The organism is Natrinema salifodinae, from assembly GCF_900110455.1.
In the GTDB taxonomy this organism is placed as follows: Archaea; Halobacteriota; Halobacteria; order Halobacteriales; family Natrialbaceae; genus Natrinema; species Natrinema salifodinae.
Genome location: NZ_FOIS01000002.1, coordinates 309,505 through 330,065, shown reverse-complemented (window position 1 = coordinate 330,065; position 20,561 = coordinate 309,505). Strand labels below are relative to the sequence as shown.

The following is a 20,561-nucleotide window of genomic DNA, read 5'->3' as shown; positions in this document are numbered from 1 at the left end:
GTACAATTATGTTCGCGTCGCCGGAATGGGCGAACCATGAGTCTCCAGGGGAGTTCGGGGGTGGTACTCACGCGGCGGGAGTACGAAACGTTGCTCGACGCCGCGGAGACCTACCGCGAGGCGCTGGTGATCCGGCTCTGTGGCGACGTGGGACTCAGACCGGCGGAGCTGACGCGGCTCACGATCGCCGACGTCGAGCAGGTTCGAATCGACCCGCCGCGATACCTGGTGCGGGTCCCCGGCGACGACGGCCGGCGGGATCGAACCACCTACCTGCCGACCCGCGTCGAGCGCGAACTCCGGCGGTACGCCCGCAGCAACGATCTCTCGCCCGAAGACCGGATCTTCTCGGTCACGCCGCGGCGCCTCCAGATGCTGGTCTCGGACGTCGCCGACCGAGCGAGCGAACTGTTCGACGAGCCCGGCCTGACCGACGTCTCCACGAGCGACCTCCGGCGGTATTTCGCCCAGACGGCCCTGATCGACCACGACGTCAACCCCCGCGTCGTCAAGACCGCCGGCGGCTGGCGGAGCTTCGAGGCCCTCGAGTCGTACCTGCCGGAGCCGACCGACGCCGAGATCGTCGACGCTTTCGACGCCGTCGAACGGGCCTCGGGTCCCGGCCGCACGCGGTCGGGGGCGAAGTCCGGTCCGGTGGTCGGCGACGACAGCGTCATTCGCCTGCTGTTGGCTGCGAGCGAGCGGTACGCGCTGCTCCGACTCGACGCGGACGGCTACGTCGAGCGCTGGAACCGCAGCGCGGCCGCGATGTTTGGCTACCGAGCGGGCGAGATCGCCGGCACGCACGTCTCGACGTTCTATCCAGACGAGGCGGTCGAGGACGGCGTCCCCGAACGGACACTCTCGACGGCTCTTGAGGAGTCGGGTCACGAAACCGACGGCTGGCGCGTCCACAAGGACGGCTCGCAGTTCCGCGCGACCGAGGTCGTCTCCCCGTTACGGGACGATCAGGGCCGTCATCGCGGATTTGCCATCTTCGTCCGCGACGTCACGGCCACCCACGAGAAGCTCGAGGCCGCCCGCGAGCAGCGGGACGAATTCGACCGGCTGTACGCGGTCGCACGCCGCCACCGAGCGGTGACCGACGCGCTGCTCGAGTCGACCGACCACGAGGAGGCCGAGACGGCGACCTGTACCGCTCTCACCGACGGCCGCGCCTACGACGCCGCCTGGATCGACCGGGAGACGTTCTCGGATCGCCGCCGGGAGTGGCGCGCGTCCAGCGGGATCGACCCTGACGCGGTCGACCGGCTGGATCCCGACGAGTGGCGCGCGGACGGCGGGGACGGGACAGCGGGCACGGACGAGCCGGAACCCGACCTCGAGTTCTCCGATTCGGGAACCGATACCGACGCCGGCTCCGGTCCCAGTACCGAACCCGGACCCGATTCCGGCTCGCGGGGCGAGACGGTCGTCGCGGACGACGTCACGGCGACACTCGACGGCGACGCGTTCGAGGGCGCCGTCGCACGAGTCCCCCTGGCCTACGGCGACACCGTCTACGGGATGCTCTCCGTCGCGACCGAGCGCCCGGACGCCTTCGGCGACGATGAGCGCGCCTGGCTCGCCACGCTCGGCCGCCAGGTCGGCTACGCCATCGCCGCCATCCGCCGGCGGAACCTCCTGCTGTCCGACCGCGTGATCGAACTCGAGGTCGCCTGTCGGGACGCCCGGTCGTTCTTCGTCGACGCCTCGCGGCGGCTGGACTGCCGGTTCGAACTCGACTCGCTGGTCCCGATCGGGGAGTCGACTCAGCTCTACTACGTCCGGCTCGAGGGGGCCTCGCCGGCCGACGTCTTCGAGCTAGCCGAGGCCGACGACGGGATCGACGACTGTCGCCTGGTCGAGACCGGCGAGGAGGGGTGGCGCGTCGAGTTCGTCATCGAGGCCTCCTGTCCGATCGTCACGCTGACCGAGTACGGCGTCACCGTCCACGAGGCGGTCTTCGAGGGCGGCTCGGCGACGATCACCGGCGAGTGCGCGGCCGACGCCGACCTACGGACGGTCCTCGACGGACTTCGATCGGCGTTCCCCGAGTCGGAACTGGTTGGAAAGCGCGAGGCCGAGCGGACCGTCCAGACCGCCCGCGAGTTCCGGGAGGGGATCGAGGATCGGCTGACGGACCGTCAGGAGGCCGCGCTCCGGGCGGCCTATTTCGGCGGCTACTACGACTGGCCTCGGGAGAGCACGGCCGAGGAGGTCGCCGACGCGATGGGAGTCTCCTCGCCGACGTTGCACAACCACTTGCGGAAGGGCCAACAGGAGCTGCTCCGGACGTTCTTCGACGAACCGGAGGGGTGATCGCGGTGAGTCGGCGCGAGCGGTTACGTATCCTAGACTTGCGGTCCGACCGCTGCGCTCGACACTAGGTCTCTAGAGCCGCCGTGCGTTCCGACGGTGATCGAGAGCGCAAGACCCGTGATCCGCGGCCAGTCGGTCGTCCCACCGCTCGATTCTCCCGCGTTCGACCCGCGACGAACAGTTATCATGCATTAATATCATCAATATATGCTAGGTGTCACGGGAAGAATCGGGTCGATTTTGCACAACTAGAGGCCGCCTTTACTATGACGGTAGTCGATTGAGTGTCTGTACCATGTCACAGGAGGACGCCAGTCTCGAGGCGCGACTCGAGGAGCAAGCGGAGTTCGAGCCTCCCGAGTCGTTCGTCGACCAGGCGAACGTCACCGATCCGGGGATCTACGAGGAATTCGAGGAGAATTGGCCGGAATGTTGGGAGCGTGCGGCCGATCTCCTCTCGTGGGACGAGGAGTACGACGCCGTCTTAGAGGACGGTGACGCCCCGTTCTACGAGTGGTTCACCGGCGGGAAGCTCAACGCATCGTATAACTGTCTCGACCGCCATGTAGCGGAGGGCCGCGCGGATAACACGGCCATCGAGTGGGAGGGCGAACTCGGCGAGACGCGCAGCTACACCTACGAGGAACTCTTGGACGAAGTCGAGGCCTTCGCCGCGACGCTCCGGGACCTCGGCGTCGAGGAGGACGACATCGTCACCCTCTACATGCCGATGGTTCCGGAGCTGCCGATCGCGATGCTCGCCTGCGCCCGCATCGGCGCGCCCCACAGCGTCGTCTTCGCCGGCTTCTCGGCCGACGCTCTGGCGACCCGGATGAACTCGGCCGACAGCGAGTATCTCGTCACCGCCGACGGGTACTACCGCCGCGGCGACGCGCTCGATCACATTTCGAAGACCAACGAGGGCCTCGAAGGCGTCGAGCACGAGGTCTCCGACGTCGTGGTCGTCGACCGTCTGGGCGACGACCTCGAACACGACCTCGCGGACAACCAACACGACTACGACGAACTGGTGGCCGAGCACGAAGGCGCCTCCGTCGAACCGGTCTCGCGGGACGCCGAGGACATGCTGTTCCTGATGTACACCTCGGGGACCACCGGCAAGCCGAAGGGCGTCAAGCACACCACCGGCGGCTACCTCGCGTACACCGCCTGGACGAGCCACACCGTCCTCGACATCGAAGCCGACGACACCTACTGGTGTTCGGCCGACATCGGCTGGATCACCGGCCACTCCTACATCGTCTACGGGCCGATGGCGCTCGGGACGACGACGGTCATGTACGAGGGGACGCCGGACTACCCCGACAAGGACCGGATGTGGGAGATCGTCGAGCAGAACGAGGTCGACATCTTCTACACCGCGCCGACGGCGATCCGCGCGTTCATGAAGTGGGGCTCCCAGTACCCCGAACAGCACGACCTCTCCTCGCTGCGCCTGCTCGGGACGGTCGGGGAACCGATCAACCCGCGCGCGTGGAAGTGGTACTACAAGCACATCGGCGGCGAGGAGTGCCCCATCGTCGACACCTGGTGGCAAACCGAGACCGGCGGTATGATGATCACGACGCTGCCCGGGATCAACACCATGAAACCCGGCTCCGCCGGGCCGCCGCTGCCGGGCATCGACGCCCGGGTCGTCGACGCCCAGGGCGAGGAGGTCGACGCCGGCCAGGCGGGCTACGTCACGGTCAACAACCCGTGGCCGGGGATGCTCCGTACGCTGTACGACAACGACGAGCGGTTCATCGAGGAGTACTGGGAGGAGTACTCCGACGCCGACGTGGACGAGTGGGTCTACTTCCCCGAGGACGGCGCGAAGATCGACGACGACGACTACATCACCATCCTCGGCCGGGTCGACGACGTGATCAACGTCTCCGGCCACCGGCTGGGCACCATGGAGATCGAGTCGGCCGTCGTCGGTGTCGAGGGAGTTGCCGAGGCCGCCGTCGTCGGCGGCGACCACGACGTCAAGGGCGAGGCCGTCTACGTCTACGCCATCCCCGAGGACGGCTACGAGGATCAGGAAGAAGAACTGATTGAGAAGTCCGAAGAGGCGATCCTCGACTCCATCGGTCCGATCGCTCGGCCCGAGGAGATCATCTTCACGCCCGAACTGCCGAAGACCCGGTCGGGCAAGATTATGCGCCGCCTGCTCGAGGACATCGCGAGCGGCAACGAGCTCGGGAACACCTCGACGCTACGTAACCCCGAGATCGTCGACGAGATCGCCGACCAGGTGTCGAGCGACTAGCCGACCGCCATTCGATTTTCGAGAGCAAACGATAGCAGCAATCATACTTCGAAAGAATATGCCAGATAATACCAGTCACGATTCGTCCGACAGACGAGCCGAAACGGACGGGGGGATGGCCGGACAACCCGGCCAGGCCCACCGAAACACCGACTACCTCAACGCGGAGGTAAACCTCCTCAATCCGAGTACGCCGTTCATGCGCGACCACCTCCGTGTGGTCTGGACCGGGTTCATCTCCTGGGCGATCATCGTGTTCGGTCCCGTGCTCTTGACGGCTGCGGCACCGGGCGTGATGACCACCCAGATTCCGGTCATCGGATTCCCGCTCCACTACTTCCTGGTCGCCATCGTGGCGCCGGGCGGCGCACTGGTCCTCTCGGCGTGGTACGCTCGCAAACGCGACCAGCTGGACGCGAAGTACGGCATCGATCACACGGCCGGCGCGGGATCGGCCGGGGGCGGCGAGGACGCCACGGCGGCTGACGGAGGTGTCTCAGAATGATGCTGCCGGAGTCGGGGATCGTTCTCCAGTCCGAGCTCCTGCCACGGGGGCTCGACGTGTCGTTCAAGGTCGTCCCGGCCATCCTCGTGTTAGCGATGCTCACCGTGTTCCTCGCGATCGGATACGTGTTCCGCGTGGCCGACACCGAGGACATGTGGGTCGCCGGCCGGTCGATCGGGAACATCGAGAACGGGATGGCGATCGGCGCCAACTGGATGTCGGCCGCGTCCTATCTCGGGATGGCGGCGCTGATCGCGCTGTCGGGGTTTTACGGCCTGGCCTTCGTCGTCGGCTGGACGACGGGGTACTTCATCCTGCTCATCTTCATGGCCGCGCAGATGCGCCGGTTCGGGAAGTACACCGCCCCGGACTTCGTCGGCGACCGCTTCAACTCCGACGCCGCTCGCGCGATCGCGGCAATCACGACGTTCCTGATCGGATTCGTCTACGCGATCGGCCAGGCCCGAGGGATGGGCCTCGTCGGGCTGTACATCTTCGGTAACCTCGGCATCCCGGGACTGAGCGGCTACCAGGCGATGGTCATGGTCATGATGGCCATCACGGTCGGCTACCTGACGCTTTCGGGAATGCTGGGCGCGACGAAGAACATGGCCGTGCAGTACATCATCCTCATCGTCGCGTTCCTGGCCGGGATGTACGTCGTCGGCTTCACGCAGGGGTACTCGACCCTGCTCCCGCAACTCGAGTACGGGACGCTCCTCAGCGAACTCGGCAACGAGTTCACCGAGCCCTTCGCGACCGCCGGGCCGTACCTGTGGATCGCGACGTGTTTCTCGCTGGTCGTCGGGACCTGCGGGCTTCCCCACGTGCTGGTGCGGTTCTACACGGTCGAGAACGAGCGGACCGCTCGCTGGTCGACCGTGTGGGGCCTGTTCTTCATCTGCCTGCTCTACCTCGGCGCGCCGGCGTACACGGCGTTCGGGACGCGCCTCTACGATACGAACATCGGCGCGACGTACGGCGACCCCGGGATGTCCGAGGCGACCGCCGACGTGCTGGTCGTGCTGGCGGCCCAGCTCGCGAACCTACCGCAGTGGTTCGTCGGCCTGGTCGCCGCGGGCGGGATCGCCGCCGCGATCGCGACGACCGCCGGCCTGTTCATCGCCGGCTCCTCGGCGATTTCCCACGACATCTACACGAACCTCATCAATCCGGCCGCGACCCAGCGACAGCAGGTGCTCGTCGGCCGGCTAAGTATCGTCGCGCTCGGCGTGCTGACGACGCTGGCCGCGCTCGACCCGGCCGCACCGATCGCCGCGCTGGTGTCCTACGCGTTCTCGCTCGCCGGTGCGGTGCTGTTCCCGATGTTCTTCCTCGGGCTCTGGTGGGAGAACACGAACCGCGAAGGCGCGCTCGCCGGCATGCTCACCGGCCTGACGATCTGGACGATCCCGATGATCAACGAGGTGCTCCCGACGTACGTGAGTTCCATCGAGGGGACCCTTTCGCCCGCGCTGGCGCAGTGGGTGCCGGCCATCGGATCGGCACTGGTCGCCGTCCCGATCGTGTTCGCCGTCACGATCGTCGTCTCGGTCGCGACCGACGAGCCGCCGGTGGAGACGAAGCGGGTCGTTCGGCAGTGTCACAGCCCCGAACCGATGGGGCAGCAACAGACCGCGGAGGACGTCGTGACCGACGGGGGCGAGACCCCCGCGGACGACTGATCCATGTACGAACGAATACTCGTTCCCACGGACGGTAGCGAAACAGCCGAGCTAGCAGTCGAACACGCGATCGATCTCGCCGAGCAATACGGGGCCGACGTCCACACCCTGTACGTGGTCGATACCGACTCGATGAGCCTCAGCCTCGGTGCCGAACAGGTCGACCGTATCGAACAGGGCCACTACGACGAGATGGACGAGGTGCGGGACCGTGCCGATCGCGCGACCAGCTACGTGGCCGATCGCGCGGCCGAACGGGGACTCGAGGTGGTCGAATACGTCTCGGCCGGGAAACCCCACTCCCAGATCGCCACCTACGTCGAGGACAACGGGATCGATCTCGTCGTCATGGGATCCCACGGCCGCTCGGGCGTCAAACGGGCGCTGCTCGGCAGCGTCACCGAACGGACGCTCCGGTCGACCCACGTGCCGGTCCTCGTCGTCGAGGCGGACGAGTCCGACTAACGGACGCCGATTCGTGCCCGCGATACGATCCGCTCTGCTCCGTTCTTCTCCGCCGTTCGCCGACCGATCGACCGCGCGATCAGCCAGGCGCTTCACTTTGACGACCGCCCGTCGGCGTCGGCCGCACAAGCGCTCTCGCGCCTGCCCCTACCGCTGTGACTCCGCCAGCTTCAGGCTCGCGAAGAACCCGAAGTAGGCGGCGATCCCGGCGAGCATGAACATGTAGTACGCCCAGGTCGGTCCGCCGAACAGGCCGAAGATGAGTTCGACGAGCGTCACCCAGACGACCGCGAACGCCAGGTCGGTTAGGATCCCCCACCGCTCCTCGCGAGCGGTCTCGAGCCACTCGCAAACCCCCGTCATCGCGCGATCACCCGCCCGTGCTCGGCGTCTGCCTCGATCATCGTGCGAATCTTTCGCAGGACCGGGAAAAAGCCTATCGGCGCTCGCCCGTCCCCTCACTCGTTCCAGTAACCGGTCTCGTCGTCGATTCGGTAGTAGCCGTGGAACGATCGCTCGTCGCGCCCGCCTGGCGGCGCGCCGACGAAGACGCCGAACGTGCCCATCTCCGGGTAGATCGTGACGTCTGGGTCGTTCATCGTCGAGATCGCGAGGTACCGGAGCGGGTCCTCGCCGTCGTTGACGACCCGGTGGCCGCCGCTGGCGTCGGCCGGCAGGGAGACGTAGTCGCCTGCCGTCAGCGGCTCGGGGCCGTCCTCGGTCCGGAGTTGGCCGTCGCCGGCCAGCACGTACAGCGCCTCCTCGTTGGCGGTGTGGTAGTGATAGGGCCACGATCGCATGCCTGGCGGCAGTTCGTAGAGGCTACAGCCCAGGTCGGCGGCGCCGACGGCGTTCGAGAGTTCCTTGCGGCGGAACGCCGTTTCCCCGCGATCGTACTCCCGCCAGTCGACGGCGGTTTCGTTGACTTTCTCCATGCGACCTAGTACCACCCACCCCGATAAATAGCGTCGGACGACCCGATCGGGGCCGGTCGCCGCCGGCGCTCGCCCGAAAACGAAACCCCCTAACCTCGTCCGGGAGTGGCGTTCCGTATGCACGACGAACCCGAGGTCGCCGTTCTCCGGCTCGGCCACCGACCCGGGCGGGACGACCGGATGACGACCCACGTCGGCCTGACGGCGCGGGCTCTGGGTGCCGACCGCGTCCTCTTTCCCGACAACGCCGCTCAGTCCCTCGAGACCGTTTCGGACATCACCGACCGATTCGGCGGCCCCTTCGAAGCCGAACTCACCGACTCCCCCCACGCGGTCATCCGGAACTGGGAGGGGCGAGTCGTCCACTTGACCATGTACGGCGAACGCGTTCAGGACGTAGAAGGCGAGATCCGAGCCGCCCGCTCGACGGACGGAGATGGGGACGAAGATGGTGAGCCGCTCCTGCTCGTCGTCGGCTCCGAGAAGGTCTCCTTCGACGTCTACGAGGAAGCCGACTGGAACGTCGGCGTCACCAACCAGCCCCACTCCGAGGTCGCCGGGCTCGCGGTCTTTCTGGATCGACTCTTCGAGGGCCGCGAACTCGAGCGGGAGTGGGACGACGCCGATCGGACGGTGATCCCCATGGAGACCGGCAAGCGCGTCGAATCGGCCGAGTCAGCCGACGCGGCCGACGCGGACGCCGATGCCGATTCGGACGCGAAGTAAACGTCGTCACCCGTCGGCCGACGAACAAACGTTTTCGAGACGATTTACGGGCGAGGTAATCGCGCGGAAACACTTTAAGAGAGTTTGTTGTTATCGTGACTCATGGACTTGGAAGCGATCGATCCGTCCGCACGGACCGGGAACGTCGCGAAACTGTTCGACCAGGCGGCAGCTGAGCACGGGGACGCCCGAGCGATGGAGCACTACGGAACCGGCTGGACCCACGCGGAGGTACGCGACTGGACGGCGGCCGTCGCCGGTGGTCTCCACGATCTCGGGCTCGAACCGGGCGATCGCATGCTGCTCTTTCTGCCGAACTGTCCGCAGTTCCTGATCGCCTCGATCGGCGCGTTCAAGGCCGGCGTCGTGATCTCGCCGGTGAATCCCCAGTACAAGCGCCGCGAGGTGGCCTACCAGCTCGAAGACACGGACGCGAGCGCGGTCGTCACCCACCCGGCGCTCCGCGAGGTCGTCGACCAGGCGTGCGAAGACGCCGACATGGATCCCGCGGTGATCACCGTCGGAAGCGAGGACCGGGATCGGGACGAGTTGGCGTTCGAGGACCTGCGGGGCGCGCCGACGCTGGTCGACCGCGCGGACGACGACGTGGCGCTATTGCCCTACACCTCGGGGACGACCGGCGATCCGAAGGGGGTCCGGCTCACCCACCGCAATACGCGGGCGCAACTGCTGTGGGCGCTGACCGCGTCGAACGTCGACGTCGAACCCGAGGAGATCCGCAGCCTCATCTGGCTCCCGCTGTACCACATCACCGGCTTCACTCACACCGCTCTCCAGCCGCTGGTCGGCGGCGGCCGACTCTACTTCCGCAGCGCGCTCGAGTGGGACGCCGGGGAGTGTCTGCGACTCGTCGAGGAGGAGGAAATCACCCACTTCGTCGGCGTGACGACGATGTACGCGGACATGGTCGACGCCGACGACTTCGGCGAGTACGACCTCACCAGCCTCGAGTCGGCCACCGAGGGCGGCGCGAAGCTCTCACGGGCCGTCCAAGAGCGGTTCGAGGAGACCGCCGGCGTCGACATCTCGGAGGGGTACGGCCTCACCGAAACCCACGGCGCGACCCACACCCAGAGCGGCTCCACCTTCGGGCTGCGACACGGCACGATCGGCCAGCCGCTCCGGATGACCGACTGCAAGATCGTCGACGACTCCGGCGAGGAGGTCCCGCCTGGCGAGACGGGCGAACTGCTCGTCCGGGGTCCCCAGGTGATGGCGGGCTACCACGGGATGCCGGACGCCACCGACGCGGTGTTCACCGAAAACGGCTACTTCCGGACCGGTGATATCGCCCGTCGTGACGAGCGCAACTACTACGAGATCGTCGATCGGAAGAAACACGTCATCGTGAGCGCCGGGTACAACGTCTATCCCAGCGAACTCGAGGAACTGCTGCGCGACCACGAGGCCGTCGCGGACGCCGCCGTCGTCGGGATTCCGGACGAGCGGCGCAACGAGGTGCCGAAAGCCTACGCGGTTCCGGCCGCGGACGTCGAACCCGGGAGCGACGTTACGACGACGGAGCTCACGGAGTTCTGCCTGGCCGAGGTCGCCGAGTACAAACACCCCCGGGAGATCGAGTTCGTCGACGAACTCCCGCGGACGACCTCGGGGAAGGTCCAGAAGTACAAACTCGAAGGAGACGACGCGTGATCGTCGTCACGTCGTTTCGTAGTATCGGACTCCGGACCCAGTCTCGGTCTCGATGGCGACCATCCCCCGGTTTTCGAGCGTCCCGAGCGCACCCAGCGTGTCGAGCACCGGCGCGTGATACCGGACCTCCCCGACCCGCTGTTCGGCGATTTGGAGGGGCGTCGCGGGTTCGATCGCTTCCAGCGCCGTCCACGTCTCCGCGAGCAGCGCGTCCAGACGGTCCCGCGTCGTCTCCACGACCCCGCGGGGATCTTCGAATTCGGGGCCGTGTCCGGGACAGACGTACGTCGCTGTCGTTTCCGCCAGGCGGTCCATAGCTCGATAGTACTCGTCGACGGCCCGGTAGGCGCCGGGCTCGAATCCGACCTGGAAGGCCCCGGCCCGAAACGGCTCGATGAGCGCGTCGCCCGCGAAGAGCACCGTCGTCCCCTCGATCGTCGTCTCGAAACACAGGTGATCGATCTCGTGGCCGGGCGTCTCGACGGCTCGGAACTCCCGACCGCCGACGGTGAACGGCGCTGCGGGATCGATGGGCCGGACGCTCTCGGGATCGACCAGGCGACGGTCTCGCGCCAGTGAGTCGAGTTCGGCGGCGACGACCGCCTCGAGATCGTCGCCGCGGTAGCCCGCCGACTTCGCCGTCTTCCTGACTTCGGGTTCGACCGCGTCGGGATCGCGTTCGAGGCGCGGCAGCGCCGCGCTCGAAACGTGGACCGTCGCACCGGCCTCCCGGAGAGTCGGCAGTTGGCCGACGTGGTCGCTGTGGACGTGCGTGATGATCACGTGAGCGATATCGGCCGGCTCGTAGCCGACCGCCGCGAGTCCCTCGCGGAGTTCCGTCCGGCCCGCGTCGGCCGGCGCGCCCGCGTCGACCAGGATCGGCTCCGGCCCTTCGATGAGGTAGGCGGCGGCGTGTTTCGGCGGCCAGGAGACGTCGAACTCGAGGCGGTGGATCCGCGAGCGAGCGCGGTCGTCTGGAACGGTTCCGCAAGCGGGGTCGGTCGTCATCGTCCCGATACGTGCTATCGACCGACATAAACGTCGCGTCTGCGGACCGGCGCGACCGCTTTGTACTGCCGCCGTCGGCGGTCGAGCACTGCCGCGTTCGGCGTCTCAAAAGACTTAATGGCGGCATGCCGTTACACGTAGGTAATGGCTTTTGAGGACCTGCTCGAGGACCCGGTGATCCAGAAATATTTGCACGAGCTGGTCGGTCCCAAGGGGATGCCCGTCGCGGCGGCGCCGCCGGACGGGGAAGTGACCGACGAGGAACTCGCGGAGGAGCTCGACCTCGAGTTGAACGACGTCCGGCGGGCGCTGTTCATTCTCTACGAGAACGACCTCGCCAGCTACCGCCGGCTGCGCGACGAGGACTCAGGGTGGCTGACCTACCTCTGGACCTTCGAGTACGACAACATCCCGGAGAACCTAGAAGAGGAGATGTACCGCCTCTACGACGCCCTCGAGGACCGCCAGGAGTACGAACGAAACCACGAGTTCTACCTCTGTGAGATCTGCTCCATCCGATTCGAGTTCGGCGAAGCCATGGACTTCGGCTTCGAGTGTCCCGAGTGCGGCTCGCCGCTGGAATCGATGGACAACGACCGCCTGGTCAACGCGATGGACGACCGCCTCGACGCACTCGAGGACGAACTCAACATCGACGCGGACGCCTAATGGTCGTACTCGCAACCAAGCTTTACGTCGACGGTGACGCCCGCGAGCGGGCGCTCGATTCGCTGCGCTCGCTGGTCGACAACGAGATCGGCGACCTGGACGTCGCGTTCGAACTCGGCGTCCGCCACGACGACTTCCCGTCAGTGACGATCGAGGGCGACGACGCCACCGTCGCGCGCAACGTCCTCCGCGAGGAGTTCGGCGAGATCGTCCCCGACCTCGAACCGGGCGAAACCTACGTCGGCACGCTCGAGTCGTGGGACGCCGAGGGGGTCGTCCTCGACGCCGGCCAGCAAGTCCGAATTCCGGCCGACGAACTCGGTCTCGGACCCGGATCGCCAACGCAGATCCGCGAGCGGTACGGCCTGGTCCAGCACGTGCCGTTGCGGTTCGTGTACGGCGGCGACGGTGACGGCGAGGAGCCGTCCCGACTCGCCGACGACGAGCGCGACCGCCTCTACGAGTGGACCCGCGGTGCCGGCCGGCTCAACGTCAACAGCGCAACCCGGGCGGAGGTCCGGGCGACGCTCAACCGCGCGGGCCACGCCCAGGACTACGTCACCGTCGAGCGACTCGGCCTGCTCGAACAGAGCGTCATCTGTACCGAGGGCACCGATCCGCCGGGACTGCTCGCCAGCGTCGGCGAGTACCTCCCGGCCGAACTCCGCTGTGTCGTTCCCTAACATGAACCGGCGGCTCGTTCTCGCGACGATCGCGATTGCGCTACTCGCGACGGTAGCGGGTTGTACGGCGTTTTTCGGCGGTATCTCCGACGAGCAACTCGACCGCGAGCAGGAGTACGACGACCTGCGCGACAGCGAGGCCGACGTCGCCATCGACGTCGAGGACGGCAGCCTGATCGACGGCGGCGAGTACCGAGCAGTCTACGACCTCGACGGCACGCAGGAACTCTCGCTGTATCGATCGACGATCTATCGCGACGAACCCTTAGAGATCTACAGCGTCCGCTACTGGTATCCCAACGGGACCGAGATGACGGGGTCGGAACTCGACATCGAACAGGGCCGCTCCGAGACAACCGTGCACGTTCCCGACGAGAACGGCACGCTCGCGTTTTCGGGCGAAACCGGCCGCAAGACGTTCCGTCTGCCGGTCTACGTTCAGGGATCCCACGAGGTGACGATCCCCGAAGGCCATCGGACATCGAACTTCCTGTTCGGAGACGTCTCGCCGAACGGGTACGAGCGCGAGGTCGTCGACGGGCAGGAGCGACTCCGCTGGGACGACCTCGACACCGACGACACGATCTCGCTGCGGTACTACCTCACGCGGGACATCCCGCTGTTCCTCGGGCTCGTCGGGACAGTCTTCCTGCTCGGCGGGGTCGGAGTCGCCTACTACTATCGGCAGGTCAAGCGACTCCGAGAGCAACGCGAGGAGTTCGGCGTCGACGTCGACGTGGACGACGATTCGGACGGCGGTCCCCCGCCAGGCCTCCGGTAGCCGACCGCCCGGACCGGACTCCGCGACGGAGTCGTCGCTCCCGATTTTTCGAACGTGAGACGCGAGGGTGACGACGACGATTACGGGCGTTACGACTCGTGGATCGTCCGTTCGTCGAGCCAGACGACCGCCGCCCCGTCGAGTTCGAGTTCTCCCTTGACGTACGTCGTCCGGACGGTCGGCGGTTCGAGGACGGCCGTCCTGACGGTTCTGGTCACGTCGACGTCGTCGACCAGCCAGGCGTAGTAGCGGCCGTCGTCGTCGGTGGCGTCGAAGACGAGGAGTTTCGGTTCGTCGACGCGGGCCGCCGTCCGGAGCGTCGAGCCGAACGCCCGTGGGAGATCGACGATCCGGACCCGTTCGCCGGCGACGGCGGTCGTGCCCGCGTCCCACGGATCGCTGGCATCGGCAAGCGGGGCGTCGTCCGTGAGCGAGAGGACGGAGGCGACCGACTCGGCCCTGACGCAGTACCGCTGCTCCTCGAGGTCGAACGTGAGCACGGTGACGCGCTCGTCGGTACCGGAGTCGTTCGAGGCCGGTCCCATTCCGTCTGACGGACGACCAGTCGGAAAATAAACGTTCCGGATCGGCGAATAGTAGTCGCTGGACGGACACCGAATGCGGTATCTATTGGATTTCGAACCTGTTCGACACGCTGATAGACACGGTGGAGTCAACGTTTTATTGGAGGAACCAGATACACGAACGAGACCATGGCCCCGGACCTCTCGGAGAAGCTCCTCGGAATCGATACCGACGACCCCGACCGAAATCGCAATTCGGGCGGCGAGGAAGGAAAACAGGAAGACCTCGTTCGGTTCGTCTTCGCCGCAGTTGGCGAACACCGGCTCGCCCTCCCGGTCGACGCGGTCAGGACGATCACCGAACCGGCGGACGAACTAACACGCGTGCCGCGTGCGCCGTCCGCCATCGAGGGGCTGATGGACCTCCGAGGGGAGATCACCGCAGTCATCGATCCCAGCGTCCACTTTCCGGTGTCGGAATCGCGATCGAAACGCGAGCGACTCCTCGTCCTCGATCGGCCGAACGATCAGCAGTCGGCCGCGATCCGAGTCGACACCGTGCTCAGCGTCGAGACAGTTCCGGAACGGAACGTCATCGACGACGCGTCCGACCACGACGACCTCTCCGGGGACGCCCTCGACCACCCGCTCGTCGCCGCGCTCGTCACGCAAGAGCGGAAACGGAAGCAGGGACGGGATCCCCGTGCAGACGCCGACAGCGTTGTGACGGACGAGCCGGAGTCGAATTCGGTGACCGGAGGCGAGTTCGGTGCCGGGACGCGCGGCTCCGCAGGGCTGTCGTCGACGCGCGGCGCGGGCGGTGCGGCCGGCTCCAGCGGCGATTCGATTGGCGAAGCGTTCGAGATCGAACCGATCGAGGACGACGATGCCCAACCGGACGAGACGGAGACCGACGACTCGCCGACGGAACTCGTCGTCGATGCGACCGCGGTGGTCGACGTCGACCGGCTCCTGCTGGCCGTCGGCCAGGCCTGACGATCGCTGCGACCGGTCACAGATTATTCGGGGTTCGGCGCGGCTGCAACGGTTATCACGTCTGATAACCGGGAGACAGCATTTATGGTAGTTGTATCGCTACGGGAATTTGGTGTACTAGTGAATGTCGACAGGGGTGCTCATCGTGGACGACTCTCATTTTATGCGGAATCTCCTACGTCAAATTCTGGAACAAGATTACCGCATCCTCGGAGAGGCGTCCAACGGCGCTGAAGCCGTGAAACTGTACAAAGAATTCGAACCCGATATCGTTATGATGGACATCGTGATGCCGAAATGCAACGGCATCAAGGCGACCGCAGCGATCAAAAAGATCGATCCGGACGCCAGCGTCATCATGTGTACGAGCGTCGGGCAGCGTGAGAAAATGAAACTCGCCGTGAAGGCTGGTGCGGACGGCTACGTTACCAAACCGTTCGAAGAACCCAGCGTCAGAAAGGCCCTCTCAGACGTCGTCGCGGCATGACGCGGGTACTCGTTGTCGACGACTCGCAGTTTATGCGGACAGTCCTCGGCAACGCGCTCACTGACGCCGGCTACGACGTCGAAACCGCCGCGAACGGCACGAAGGGCGTTGAACTCGCCGGCACGTTCGAGCCGGACGTCGTGACGATGGACGTCGAGATGCCCGAACTGGGCGGAATCGACGCCGTCGAGCGAATCATGACGACGAATCCGACCGCGATTCTTATGCTCAGCGTTCATACCGAGCGCGGCGCGGAGGCGACGCTCGACGCCATCGAGCGAGGGGCAGTGGACTTCATCCACAAGCCCGACGGCTCCGACTCGCGGAACATCGCTCACCTCACCGACGAGGTGGTCGCGAAGGTCGACGAACTCGCCGAGGCCGAGGTGTCATCGGTGGCGCTTGCACGTGCCGCTGCGACGGCCTACGCGACGCGATCGTCCGCTGTCTCCGCCGCTGCTTCTGCCTCCAACCCGGAACGCGGAACCGCCGCCGGGAACGCCGTCGCCGGCGGCTCCGACGTTCGGACCCAAGTATCCGTCGACCGCGGAACGACCGGGCCGAACACGCCGGAGATCGGCGCCGGTGCCGACGTCGAATTCGACGAGAAGGCGTCTCCGCCAACCGTCGACGGCGAGCGCGCCGACGCGCCGACGATCGTCCTCGGCGCGTCGACCGGCGGACCGAAGATCGTCGAGCGCCTGTTCGAACGGCTTCCGCTCGCCCTCGGTGCGAAGGTGCTGGTCGTCCAGCACATGCCGTCGGGCTTTACGGCGCGGTTCGCCGATCGACTCGACGCGCGCAGCGCGTACGACGTCAGCGAGGCCGCGGACCGCGATCGCCTCGTGCCCGGCCAGGCCGCGGTCGCGCCAGGCGACGCTCACCTCGAGGTGGTGAGCAACGTCAACGGCCGACTCCGGCTGGAACTCGACGACGGCGAACGGGTTCACGGCGTGCGACCGGCGATCGACGTGACGATGCAAAGCGCCGCCGACCGGGTCTCCGACGCGCTCTGTGGCGTCGTCTTGACCGGTATGGGCCGCGACGGAGCGGCCGGAATCGAGGCGATCAAGGACGCGGGCGGTCACACGATCGCCCAGGACGAAGCGACGAGTCCGGTCTTTGGCATCCCCTGTCAGGCGATCCAGACGGGCCGCGTCGATACGATCGCGTCGGCGACCGGCATCGCCGACGCGATCGTCGACGCGTTCACGACGGACGGTGAGACCGATGACTGATTATCTGACAGACTTCGTTCAGGAGAGCGAAGAACGGATTACGGAACTGAACAACGCCTTGCTCACGCTCGAGCGCGATCCGGACGACGAGGACGCGATGGAGAACATCTTCCGGATCGCGCACACCCTCAAGGGCAACTGCGGGGCGATGGGGCTGGACTCCGCCAGCGACCTCGCCCACGCGATCGAGGGACTCCTCGACGCCGTCCGTTCGGGCGACATCGACGTGACCCCGGAGTTGATGGACATCGTCTTCGACGCCGTCGACGAACTCGAGACGATGGTCGACGAGGTCGCCGCGACCGGTGACATCGAGACCGATCCGTCGGCGACTATCGACGCGCTCCAAAACTATCTGGACCGCGCCGAGACCGCGTCGGCCGGTATCGACGCGCCCACGGCGGACGAGATCGACGCGATCTGTTCGCAGTTCGACCCGCCGGCCGACGAGGGCCACGACGCCTATCTCACGCGGCTCGCGATCGCCGACGAAGCGGGCGTCAACAACGGGACGCTGGTCGTCGACGCGTTGATCGACGCGTTCGATCTGATCGGCACCGTCCCGTCCCAAGACCGTATCGACGCCGCTGACTACGACGGGCAGTTCGACGCCGTCTTCGCCACCGCGGTCGGCGAAGCCGCGATCGCCTCCGGCCTCGAACCGGTCGAAGAGGTGGCCGACTTCGAGATCGTCAACGTCTCCGATCGGTTCGAGACCGACGAGACGCACGCGGCCCCGGCGGCCGCGGCCGAACCCGCCGACGACATCTCGTCCGAAGAGGCACAGGACCTCGAGGTCGACGAACTGCTCGACGAGTTCGACGAGTTCGACGACTTAGACGAGATGGTCGAGGACGTCGAGGACGACGAACTCGGCGCCTTCGAGGACATGGGCGAGGCCGGCTCGTTCGACGACCTGTTGGACGAGGACGACGTCGCCGAACTTCAGGACGATCCCGGCGAACCGCCGCTCGATTCCGACGCCCTCGACGACGACCAGGCGGCCGCGAGCGAGCCGACGGACGCCGATACGGACGGCCCTCAGTCGAGCGACGAGGACGAGGTCGACGACGCCAGTGCGGTCTTCAACGAGCTCAAAGACGAGGTCGAAATGGTCGGCTTCGACGAGCTCCAGGACGAACTGGCGGAACTCGAGTTCGACGAGTTCGACGACGAGGAGGAAGTCGGAATGGACGAACTCCTCGGCGACGACGCCGAGGAGTTCGCGGACGAGTCGTTCCTCGAAAGCGAGGACCCGTCCGACGACGAGATCGACGACATGCTGGTCGACGCGGACTCAGACTCGGAGTCCGATACGGATGCGGACCGTGCCCAGGAACAGGATCGGGACCAGGCGACCGGAGACGCAGCCGCCGCCGATCACTCGAACGGGGACGATACCGCTTCGATCGACGAGGACGGGGACGACACTATCTCGACCGACGAGGACGGACCGGAACCCGACGCGACCCCGGTCGACGCGTCGTCTACAGCGCCGAATGACGATTCCGTCGGTACGACTCCCGCCGGAGACGAGGCGTCCACTGACGGAGCAGTCGCCGACGCCGCTGACGCGGACGCAATCGACGACACGTCCGCGAGCGCAGCGAGCGATACTGCATCCGATGACGCCGAGACTGGGATCGATACCGCTGACGATGCGGAGACGGCCCGCGAAGCTGACCAGCCTGGTGACGCCGACGAACCGGACGAGTCCGGCGAACCGGATAACCGCGTTGAAGCCGACGAACCCGTCGAGACCGACCAACTGGACGAATCTGATGAATCAGACGGCCGCGTTGAAGCCGACGAACCGGCCGAGCCCGACGAACCAGGCGACGACGTTGAGACAGACGAACCGTCCGAATCCGACGAACCGGACGACCGCGTTGAAGCCGACGAACCGGACGAGTCTGATGACCCGGACAACCGCGATGAAACCGACGAGCTAACCGAGTCCGAGTCACCGGACCAGGCCGACGACGTCGACGACGACTCGTTCGGCGAGGACGTCGCGGCCGACTTCGATTCGACGGCGTCGTTCGACGACGACCTCGGATCGGCCGACGACGAGGACCCGTTCGACGAGCAGTTCGACGAGACGTCGTTCGATGACGTCACGACGGATCTCGACGCAGATGTGACCGACGAGGACGAGTTCAACGACTCGGACTACGGCCTCGACGACGAGGCGTTCGCCGATACGGCCGAGTTCGATACCGCCGATGCCGGCTTCGATACGTCTGCCGAGACGGACGCGGTCGCCGACGCGACCGATCCAGACTCGGAGATGTCGTCTGCAGCGTCGTTCGACGACGAGTCAGCCGGGTCGGCGTCGGAGACGGACGCCGACGTCGTCCGGATCGTCGACGAACCCGACTTCGAGATTCCCGACGCCACCATCCCAGCAACGCCCGATCAGCCGGACGCCGACGCCGAGACCGATGAGATCCAGTCGGTCCGTGTCGACGTCGAACAGATCGACTCGCTGCTGACCCTCGTTGAGGGCCTGGTGACGAGCCGCGTTCGGCTCCGCCACGCGGCCGACGACGACGGAACCGGGTCGGCCCTCGACGAGGAGATCGACGCGCTGTCGGACCTGACGACCGACCTCCAGGAGACGGTCATGGACATCCGCCTGGTGCCGCTCCAGACGGTGACCAACCGCCTACCGCGGGTCGTCCGCGACATCGCCCGCGATCAGGACAAGGAGGTCGCCTTCGAGATGACCGGCGAGGACGTCGAACTCGACCGGAGTATCCTCGATCGGATCGGCGATCCGCTGATTCACTTGGTCCGGAACGCGGTCGACCACGGGATCGAATCGCCGGACGCGCGCGAGGCGGCCGGCAAGCCCCGCGAGGGGGCCGTCGAGGTCCGCGCCGACCGCTCGCGCGACCGCGTGACGATCACGGTCGAAGACGACGGGAACGGACTCGACGCCGATCAGCTCCGGTCCGAGGCGGTCGCGGCCGACGTCCTCGACGAGGACGAGGCGGCCGCGCTGGCCGACGAGGAGGCGTACGAACTCATCTTCCACCCCGGGTTCTCGACGGCCGAGGAGGTGACCGACGTCAGCGGTCGCGGCGTCGGGATGGACGTCGTCAAGCGGACGATCGAGGACTTAGACGGAACGGTCGCGATCGACAGCGACCCGGACGAGGGAACGACCGTCACGATGGAACTCCCCGTGACGGTCGCGATCGACGAGATCCTGTTCGTCGAGTGCGGCGGCGAGGAGTTCGGCCTACCGACGAAAGCCATCCTCGACGTCGAGTCCGCGGACGCGATCGAGACGGTCGACGGCGAGTCCGTCCTCCCGAGCGAGGACGGCGACTACCCCGTAATCTCGCTGGCCGACGTCCTCGAGACGCCGGCCCCCGCCGCCGACGACAACGGAATGGTCGTCCGCATCCGTGACGAGGTTCGCGAGGTCGCCCTCCGCTGCGATCACGTCCGCGGGCAGCAGGAAGTCGTTGTCAAGCCCTTCGAGGGCTTCATGAGCGGTATTCCGGGACTCAGCGGTGCGACGGTTCGAGGACGGGGAGAGGTAGTCAACATTCTGGACGTGACGACACTATGAACGAA

General features: G+C 66.5%; 18 protein-coding genes. 14 read left to right on the top strand and 4 right to left on the bottom strand.

Features of this window, described 5'->3' with window-relative positions:
• Nucleotides 1–36 precede the first annotated feature (36 nt).
• From BMY29_RS07040 to BMY29_RS07020, 5 genes are all read left to right on the top strand, one after another.
• Complete coding sequence (locus BMY29_RS07040; protein WP_049988492.1) at nt 37–2,322, top strand: bacterio-opsin activator domain-containing protein; 2,286 nt, start codon at nt 37–39, stop codon at nt 2,320–2,322.
• A 295-nt stretch (nt 2,323–2,617) separates the two neighbouring features.
• Nucleotides 2,618–4,597 (top strand): acetate--CoA ligase, encoded by a 1,980-nt coding sequence (acs, locus tag BMY29_RS07035; RefSeq protein ID WP_049988491.1) that lies wholly within the window; start codon nt 2,618–2,620, stop codon nt 4,595–4,597.
• Between the two features lie 58 nt (nt 4,598–4,655).
• On the top strand, nt 4,656–5,102 hold the full coding sequence (locus tag BMY29_RS07030) for a DUF4212 domain-containing protein (protein ID WP_173424857.1): 447 nt from the start codon (nt 4,656–4,658) through the stop codon (nt 5,100–5,102).
• A complete protein-coding gene (locus BMY29_RS07025) occupies nt 5,102–6,787 on the top strand; it encodes a VC_2705 family sodium/solute symporter (RefSeq protein ID WP_049988727.1) in 1,686 nt (561 codons plus the stop codon). The genes BMY29_RS07030 and BMY29_RS07025 overlap by 1 nt, the downstream gene beginning before the upstream one ends.
• A gap of 3 nt (nt 6,788–6,790) precedes the next feature.
• Nucleotides 6,791–7,252 (top strand): universal stress protein, encoded by a 462-nt coding sequence (locus tag BMY29_RS07020; RefSeq protein WP_049988489.1) that lies wholly within the window; start codon nt 6,791–6,793, stop codon nt 7,250–7,252.
• 147 nt (nt 7,253–7,399) lie between these two features.
• Here BMY29_RS07020 and BMY29_RS07015 read toward each other — a convergent pair whose 3' ends face one another.
• Nucleotides 7,400–7,615: a DUF8119 family protein gene (locus tag BMY29_RS07015; protein WP_049988488.1), complete on the bottom strand. Its 216-nt coding sequence runs from the start codon at nt 7,613–7,615 to the stop codon at nt 7,400–7,402.
• Nucleotides 7,616–7,710: 95 nt separating this feature from the next.
• Nucleotides 7,711–8,187, bottom strand: coding sequence for a cupin domain-containing protein (locus BMY29_RS07010; protein WP_049988487.1), 477 nt, complete (start codon nt 8,185–8,187; stop codon nt 7,711–7,713).
• Nucleotides 8,188–8,304: 117 nt separating this feature from the next.
• On the opposite strand from BMY29_RS07010, the gene BMY29_RS07005 reads away from it, so the two are divergent.
• Together BMY29_RS07005 and BMY29_RS07000 are read left to right on the top strand one after the other, a co-directional pair.
• Nucleotides 8,305–8,913 (top strand): tRNA (cytidine(56)-2'-O)-methyltransferase, encoded by a 609-nt coding sequence (locus BMY29_RS07005; protein WP_049988486.1) that lies wholly within the window; start codon nt 8,305–8,307, stop codon nt 8,911–8,913.
• Nucleotides 8,914–9,015: 102 nt separating this feature from the next.
• Complete coding sequence (locus BMY29_RS07000; RefSeq protein WP_049988485.1) at nt 9,016–10,587, top strand: class I adenylate-forming enzyme family protein; 1,572 nt, start codon at nt 9,016–9,018, stop codon at nt 10,585–10,587.
• A 6-nt stretch (nt 10,588–10,593) separates the two neighbouring features.
• Here BMY29_RS07000 and BMY29_RS06995 read toward each other — a convergent pair whose 3' ends face one another.
• Nucleotides 10,594–11,595, bottom strand: a complete 1,002-nt coding sequence (locus BMY29_RS06995) for an MBL fold metallo-hydrolase (RefSeq protein ID WP_049988484.1) — start codon at nt 11,593–11,595, stop codon at nt 10,594–10,596.
• 144 nt (nt 11,596–11,739) lie between these two features.
• On the opposite strand from BMY29_RS06995, the gene tfe reads away from it, so the two are divergent.
• The 3 genes from tfe to BMY29_RS06980 are packed head-to-tail and all read left to right on the top strand — an operon-like array spanning nt 11,740 to nt 13,728.
• Nucleotides 11,740–12,264, top strand: coding sequence for a transcription factor E (tfe, locus tag BMY29_RS06990; protein ID WP_049988483.1), 525 nt, complete (start codon nt 11,740–11,742; stop codon nt 12,262–12,264).
• Nucleotides 12,264–12,947: a DUF2110 family protein gene (locus tag BMY29_RS06985; protein ID WP_049988482.1), complete on the top strand. Its 684-nt coding sequence runs from the start codon at nt 12,264–12,266 to the stop codon at nt 12,945–12,947. The genes tfe and BMY29_RS06985 overlap by 1 nt, the downstream gene beginning before the upstream one ends.
• Before the next feature lies 1 nt (nt 12,948).
• Nucleotides 12,949–13,728 (top strand): DUF5803 family protein, encoded by a 780-nt coding sequence (locus BMY29_RS06980; protein WP_049988481.1) that lies wholly within the window; start codon nt 12,949–12,951, stop codon nt 13,726–13,728.
• An 89-nt stretch (nt 13,729–13,817) separates the two neighbouring features.
• Here BMY29_RS06980 and BMY29_RS06975 read toward each other — a convergent pair whose 3' ends face one another.
• A complete protein-coding gene (locus tag BMY29_RS06975) occupies nt 13,818–14,273 on the bottom strand; it encodes a chemotaxis protein CheW (RefSeq protein WP_049988480.1) in 456 nt (151 codons plus the stop codon).
• 168 nt (nt 14,274–14,441) lie between these two features.
• Here BMY29_RS06975 and BMY29_RS06970 point away from each other — a divergent pair, with 168 nt between their 5' ends.
• The 4 genes from BMY29_RS06970 (at nt 14,442) to BMY29_RS06955 (ending at nt 20,556) form a co-directional block, all read left to right on the top strand.
• Nucleotides 14,442–15,248 carry a chemotaxis protein CheW gene (locus BMY29_RS06970; RefSeq protein ID WP_049988479.1) on the top strand — a complete coding sequence of 269 codons (807 nt, stop codon included), beginning with the start codon at nt 14,442–14,444 and terminating at the stop codon, nt 15,246–15,248.
• A gap of 124 nt (nt 15,249–15,372) precedes the next feature.
• Complete coding sequence (cheY, locus tag BMY29_RS06965; RefSeq protein WP_049988478.1) at nt 15,373–15,735, top strand: chemotaxis protein CheY; 363 nt, start codon at nt 15,373–15,375, stop codon at nt 15,733–15,735.
• The gene (gene cheB, locus BMY29_RS06960) at nt 15,732–16,973 is read left to right on the top strand and encodes a chemotaxis-specific protein-glutamate methyltransferase CheB (protein ID WP_049988477.1); all 1,242 of its coding nucleotides are present in this window, start codon (nt 15,732–15,734) and stop codon (nt 16,971–16,973) included. Before cheY ends, cheB begins: the two co-directional genes overlap by 4 nt.
• The gene (locus BMY29_RS06955) at nt 16,966–20,556 is read left to right on the top strand and encodes a chemotaxis protein CheA (protein ID WP_049988476.1); all 3,591 of its coding nucleotides are present in this window, start codon (nt 16,966–16,968) and stop codon (nt 20,554–20,556) included. Before cheB ends, BMY29_RS06955 begins: the two co-directional genes overlap by 8 nt.
• Nucleotides 20,557–20,561: the final 5 nt, after the last annotated feature.

Coding starts and splice junctions, on each gene's coding strand:
- BMY29_RS07025 (WP_049988727.1), top strand. CDS start 5,102: ATGCTGCCGGAGTCGGGGATCGTTCTCCAGTCCGAGCTCCTGCCACGG.
- BMY29_RS07000 (WP_049988485.1), top strand. CDS start 9,016: ATGGACTTGGAAGCGATCGATCCGTCCGCACGGACCGGGAACGTCGCG.
- BMY29_RS06980 (WP_049988481.1), top strand. CDS start 12,949: ATGAACCGGCGGCTCGTTCTCGCGACGATCGCGATTGCGCTACTCGCG.
- BMY29_RS06985 (WP_049988482.1), top strand. CDS start 12,264: ATGGTCGTACTCGCAACCAAGCTTTACGTCGACGGTGACGCCCGCGAG.
- BMY29_RS06975 (WP_049988480.1), bottom strand. CDS start 14,273: ATGGGACCGGCCTCGAACGACTCCGGTACCGACGAGCGCGTCACCGTG.
- BMY29_RS07020 (WP_049988489.1), top strand. CDS start 6,791: ATGTACGAACGAATACTCGTTCCCACGGACGGTAGCGAAACAGCCGAG.
- BMY29_RS07010 (WP_049988487.1), bottom strand. CDS start 8,187: ATGGAGAAAGTCAACGAAACCGCCGTCGACTGGCGGGAGTACGATCGC.
- BMY29_RS07005 (WP_049988486.1), top strand. CDS start 8,305: ATGCACGACGAACCCGAGGTCGCCGTTCTCCGGCTCGGCCACCGACCC.
- BMY29_RS07015 (WP_049988488.1), bottom strand. CDS start 7,615: ATGACGGGGGTTTGCGAGTGGCTCGAGACCGCTCGCGAGGAGCGGTGG.
- BMY29_RS06955 (WP_049988476.1), top strand. CDS start 16,966: ATGACTGATTATCTGACAGACTTCGTTCAGGAGAGCGAAGAACGGATT.
- cheY (WP_049988478.1), top strand. CDS start 15,373: ATGTCGACAGGGGTGCTCATCGTGGACGACTCTCATTTTATGCGGAAT.
- tfe (WP_049988483.1), top strand. CDS start 11,740: ATGGCTTTTGAGGACCTGCTCGAGGACCCGGTGATCCAGAAATATTTG.
- BMY29_RS07040 (WP_049988492.1), top strand. CDS start 37: ATGAGTCTCCAGGGGAGTTCGGGGGTGGTACTCACGCGGCGGGAGTAC.
- cheB (WP_049988477.1), top strand. CDS start 15,732: ATGACGCGGGTACTCGTTGTCGACGACTCGCAGTTTATGCGGACAGTC.
- acs (WP_049988491.1), top strand. CDS start 2,618: ATGTCACAGGAGGACGCCAGTCTCGAGGCGCGACTCGAGGAGCAAGCG.
- BMY29_RS07030 (WP_173424857.1), top strand. CDS start 4,656: ATGCCAGATAATACCAGTCACGATTCGTCCGACAGACGAGCCGAAACG.
- BMY29_RS06970 (WP_049988479.1), top strand. CDS start 14,442: ATGGCCCCGGACCTCTCGGAGAAGCTCCTCGGAATCGATACCGACGAC.
- BMY29_RS06995 (WP_049988484.1), bottom strand. CDS start 11,595: ATGACGACCGACCCCGCTTGCGGAACCGTTCCAGACGACCGCGCTCGC.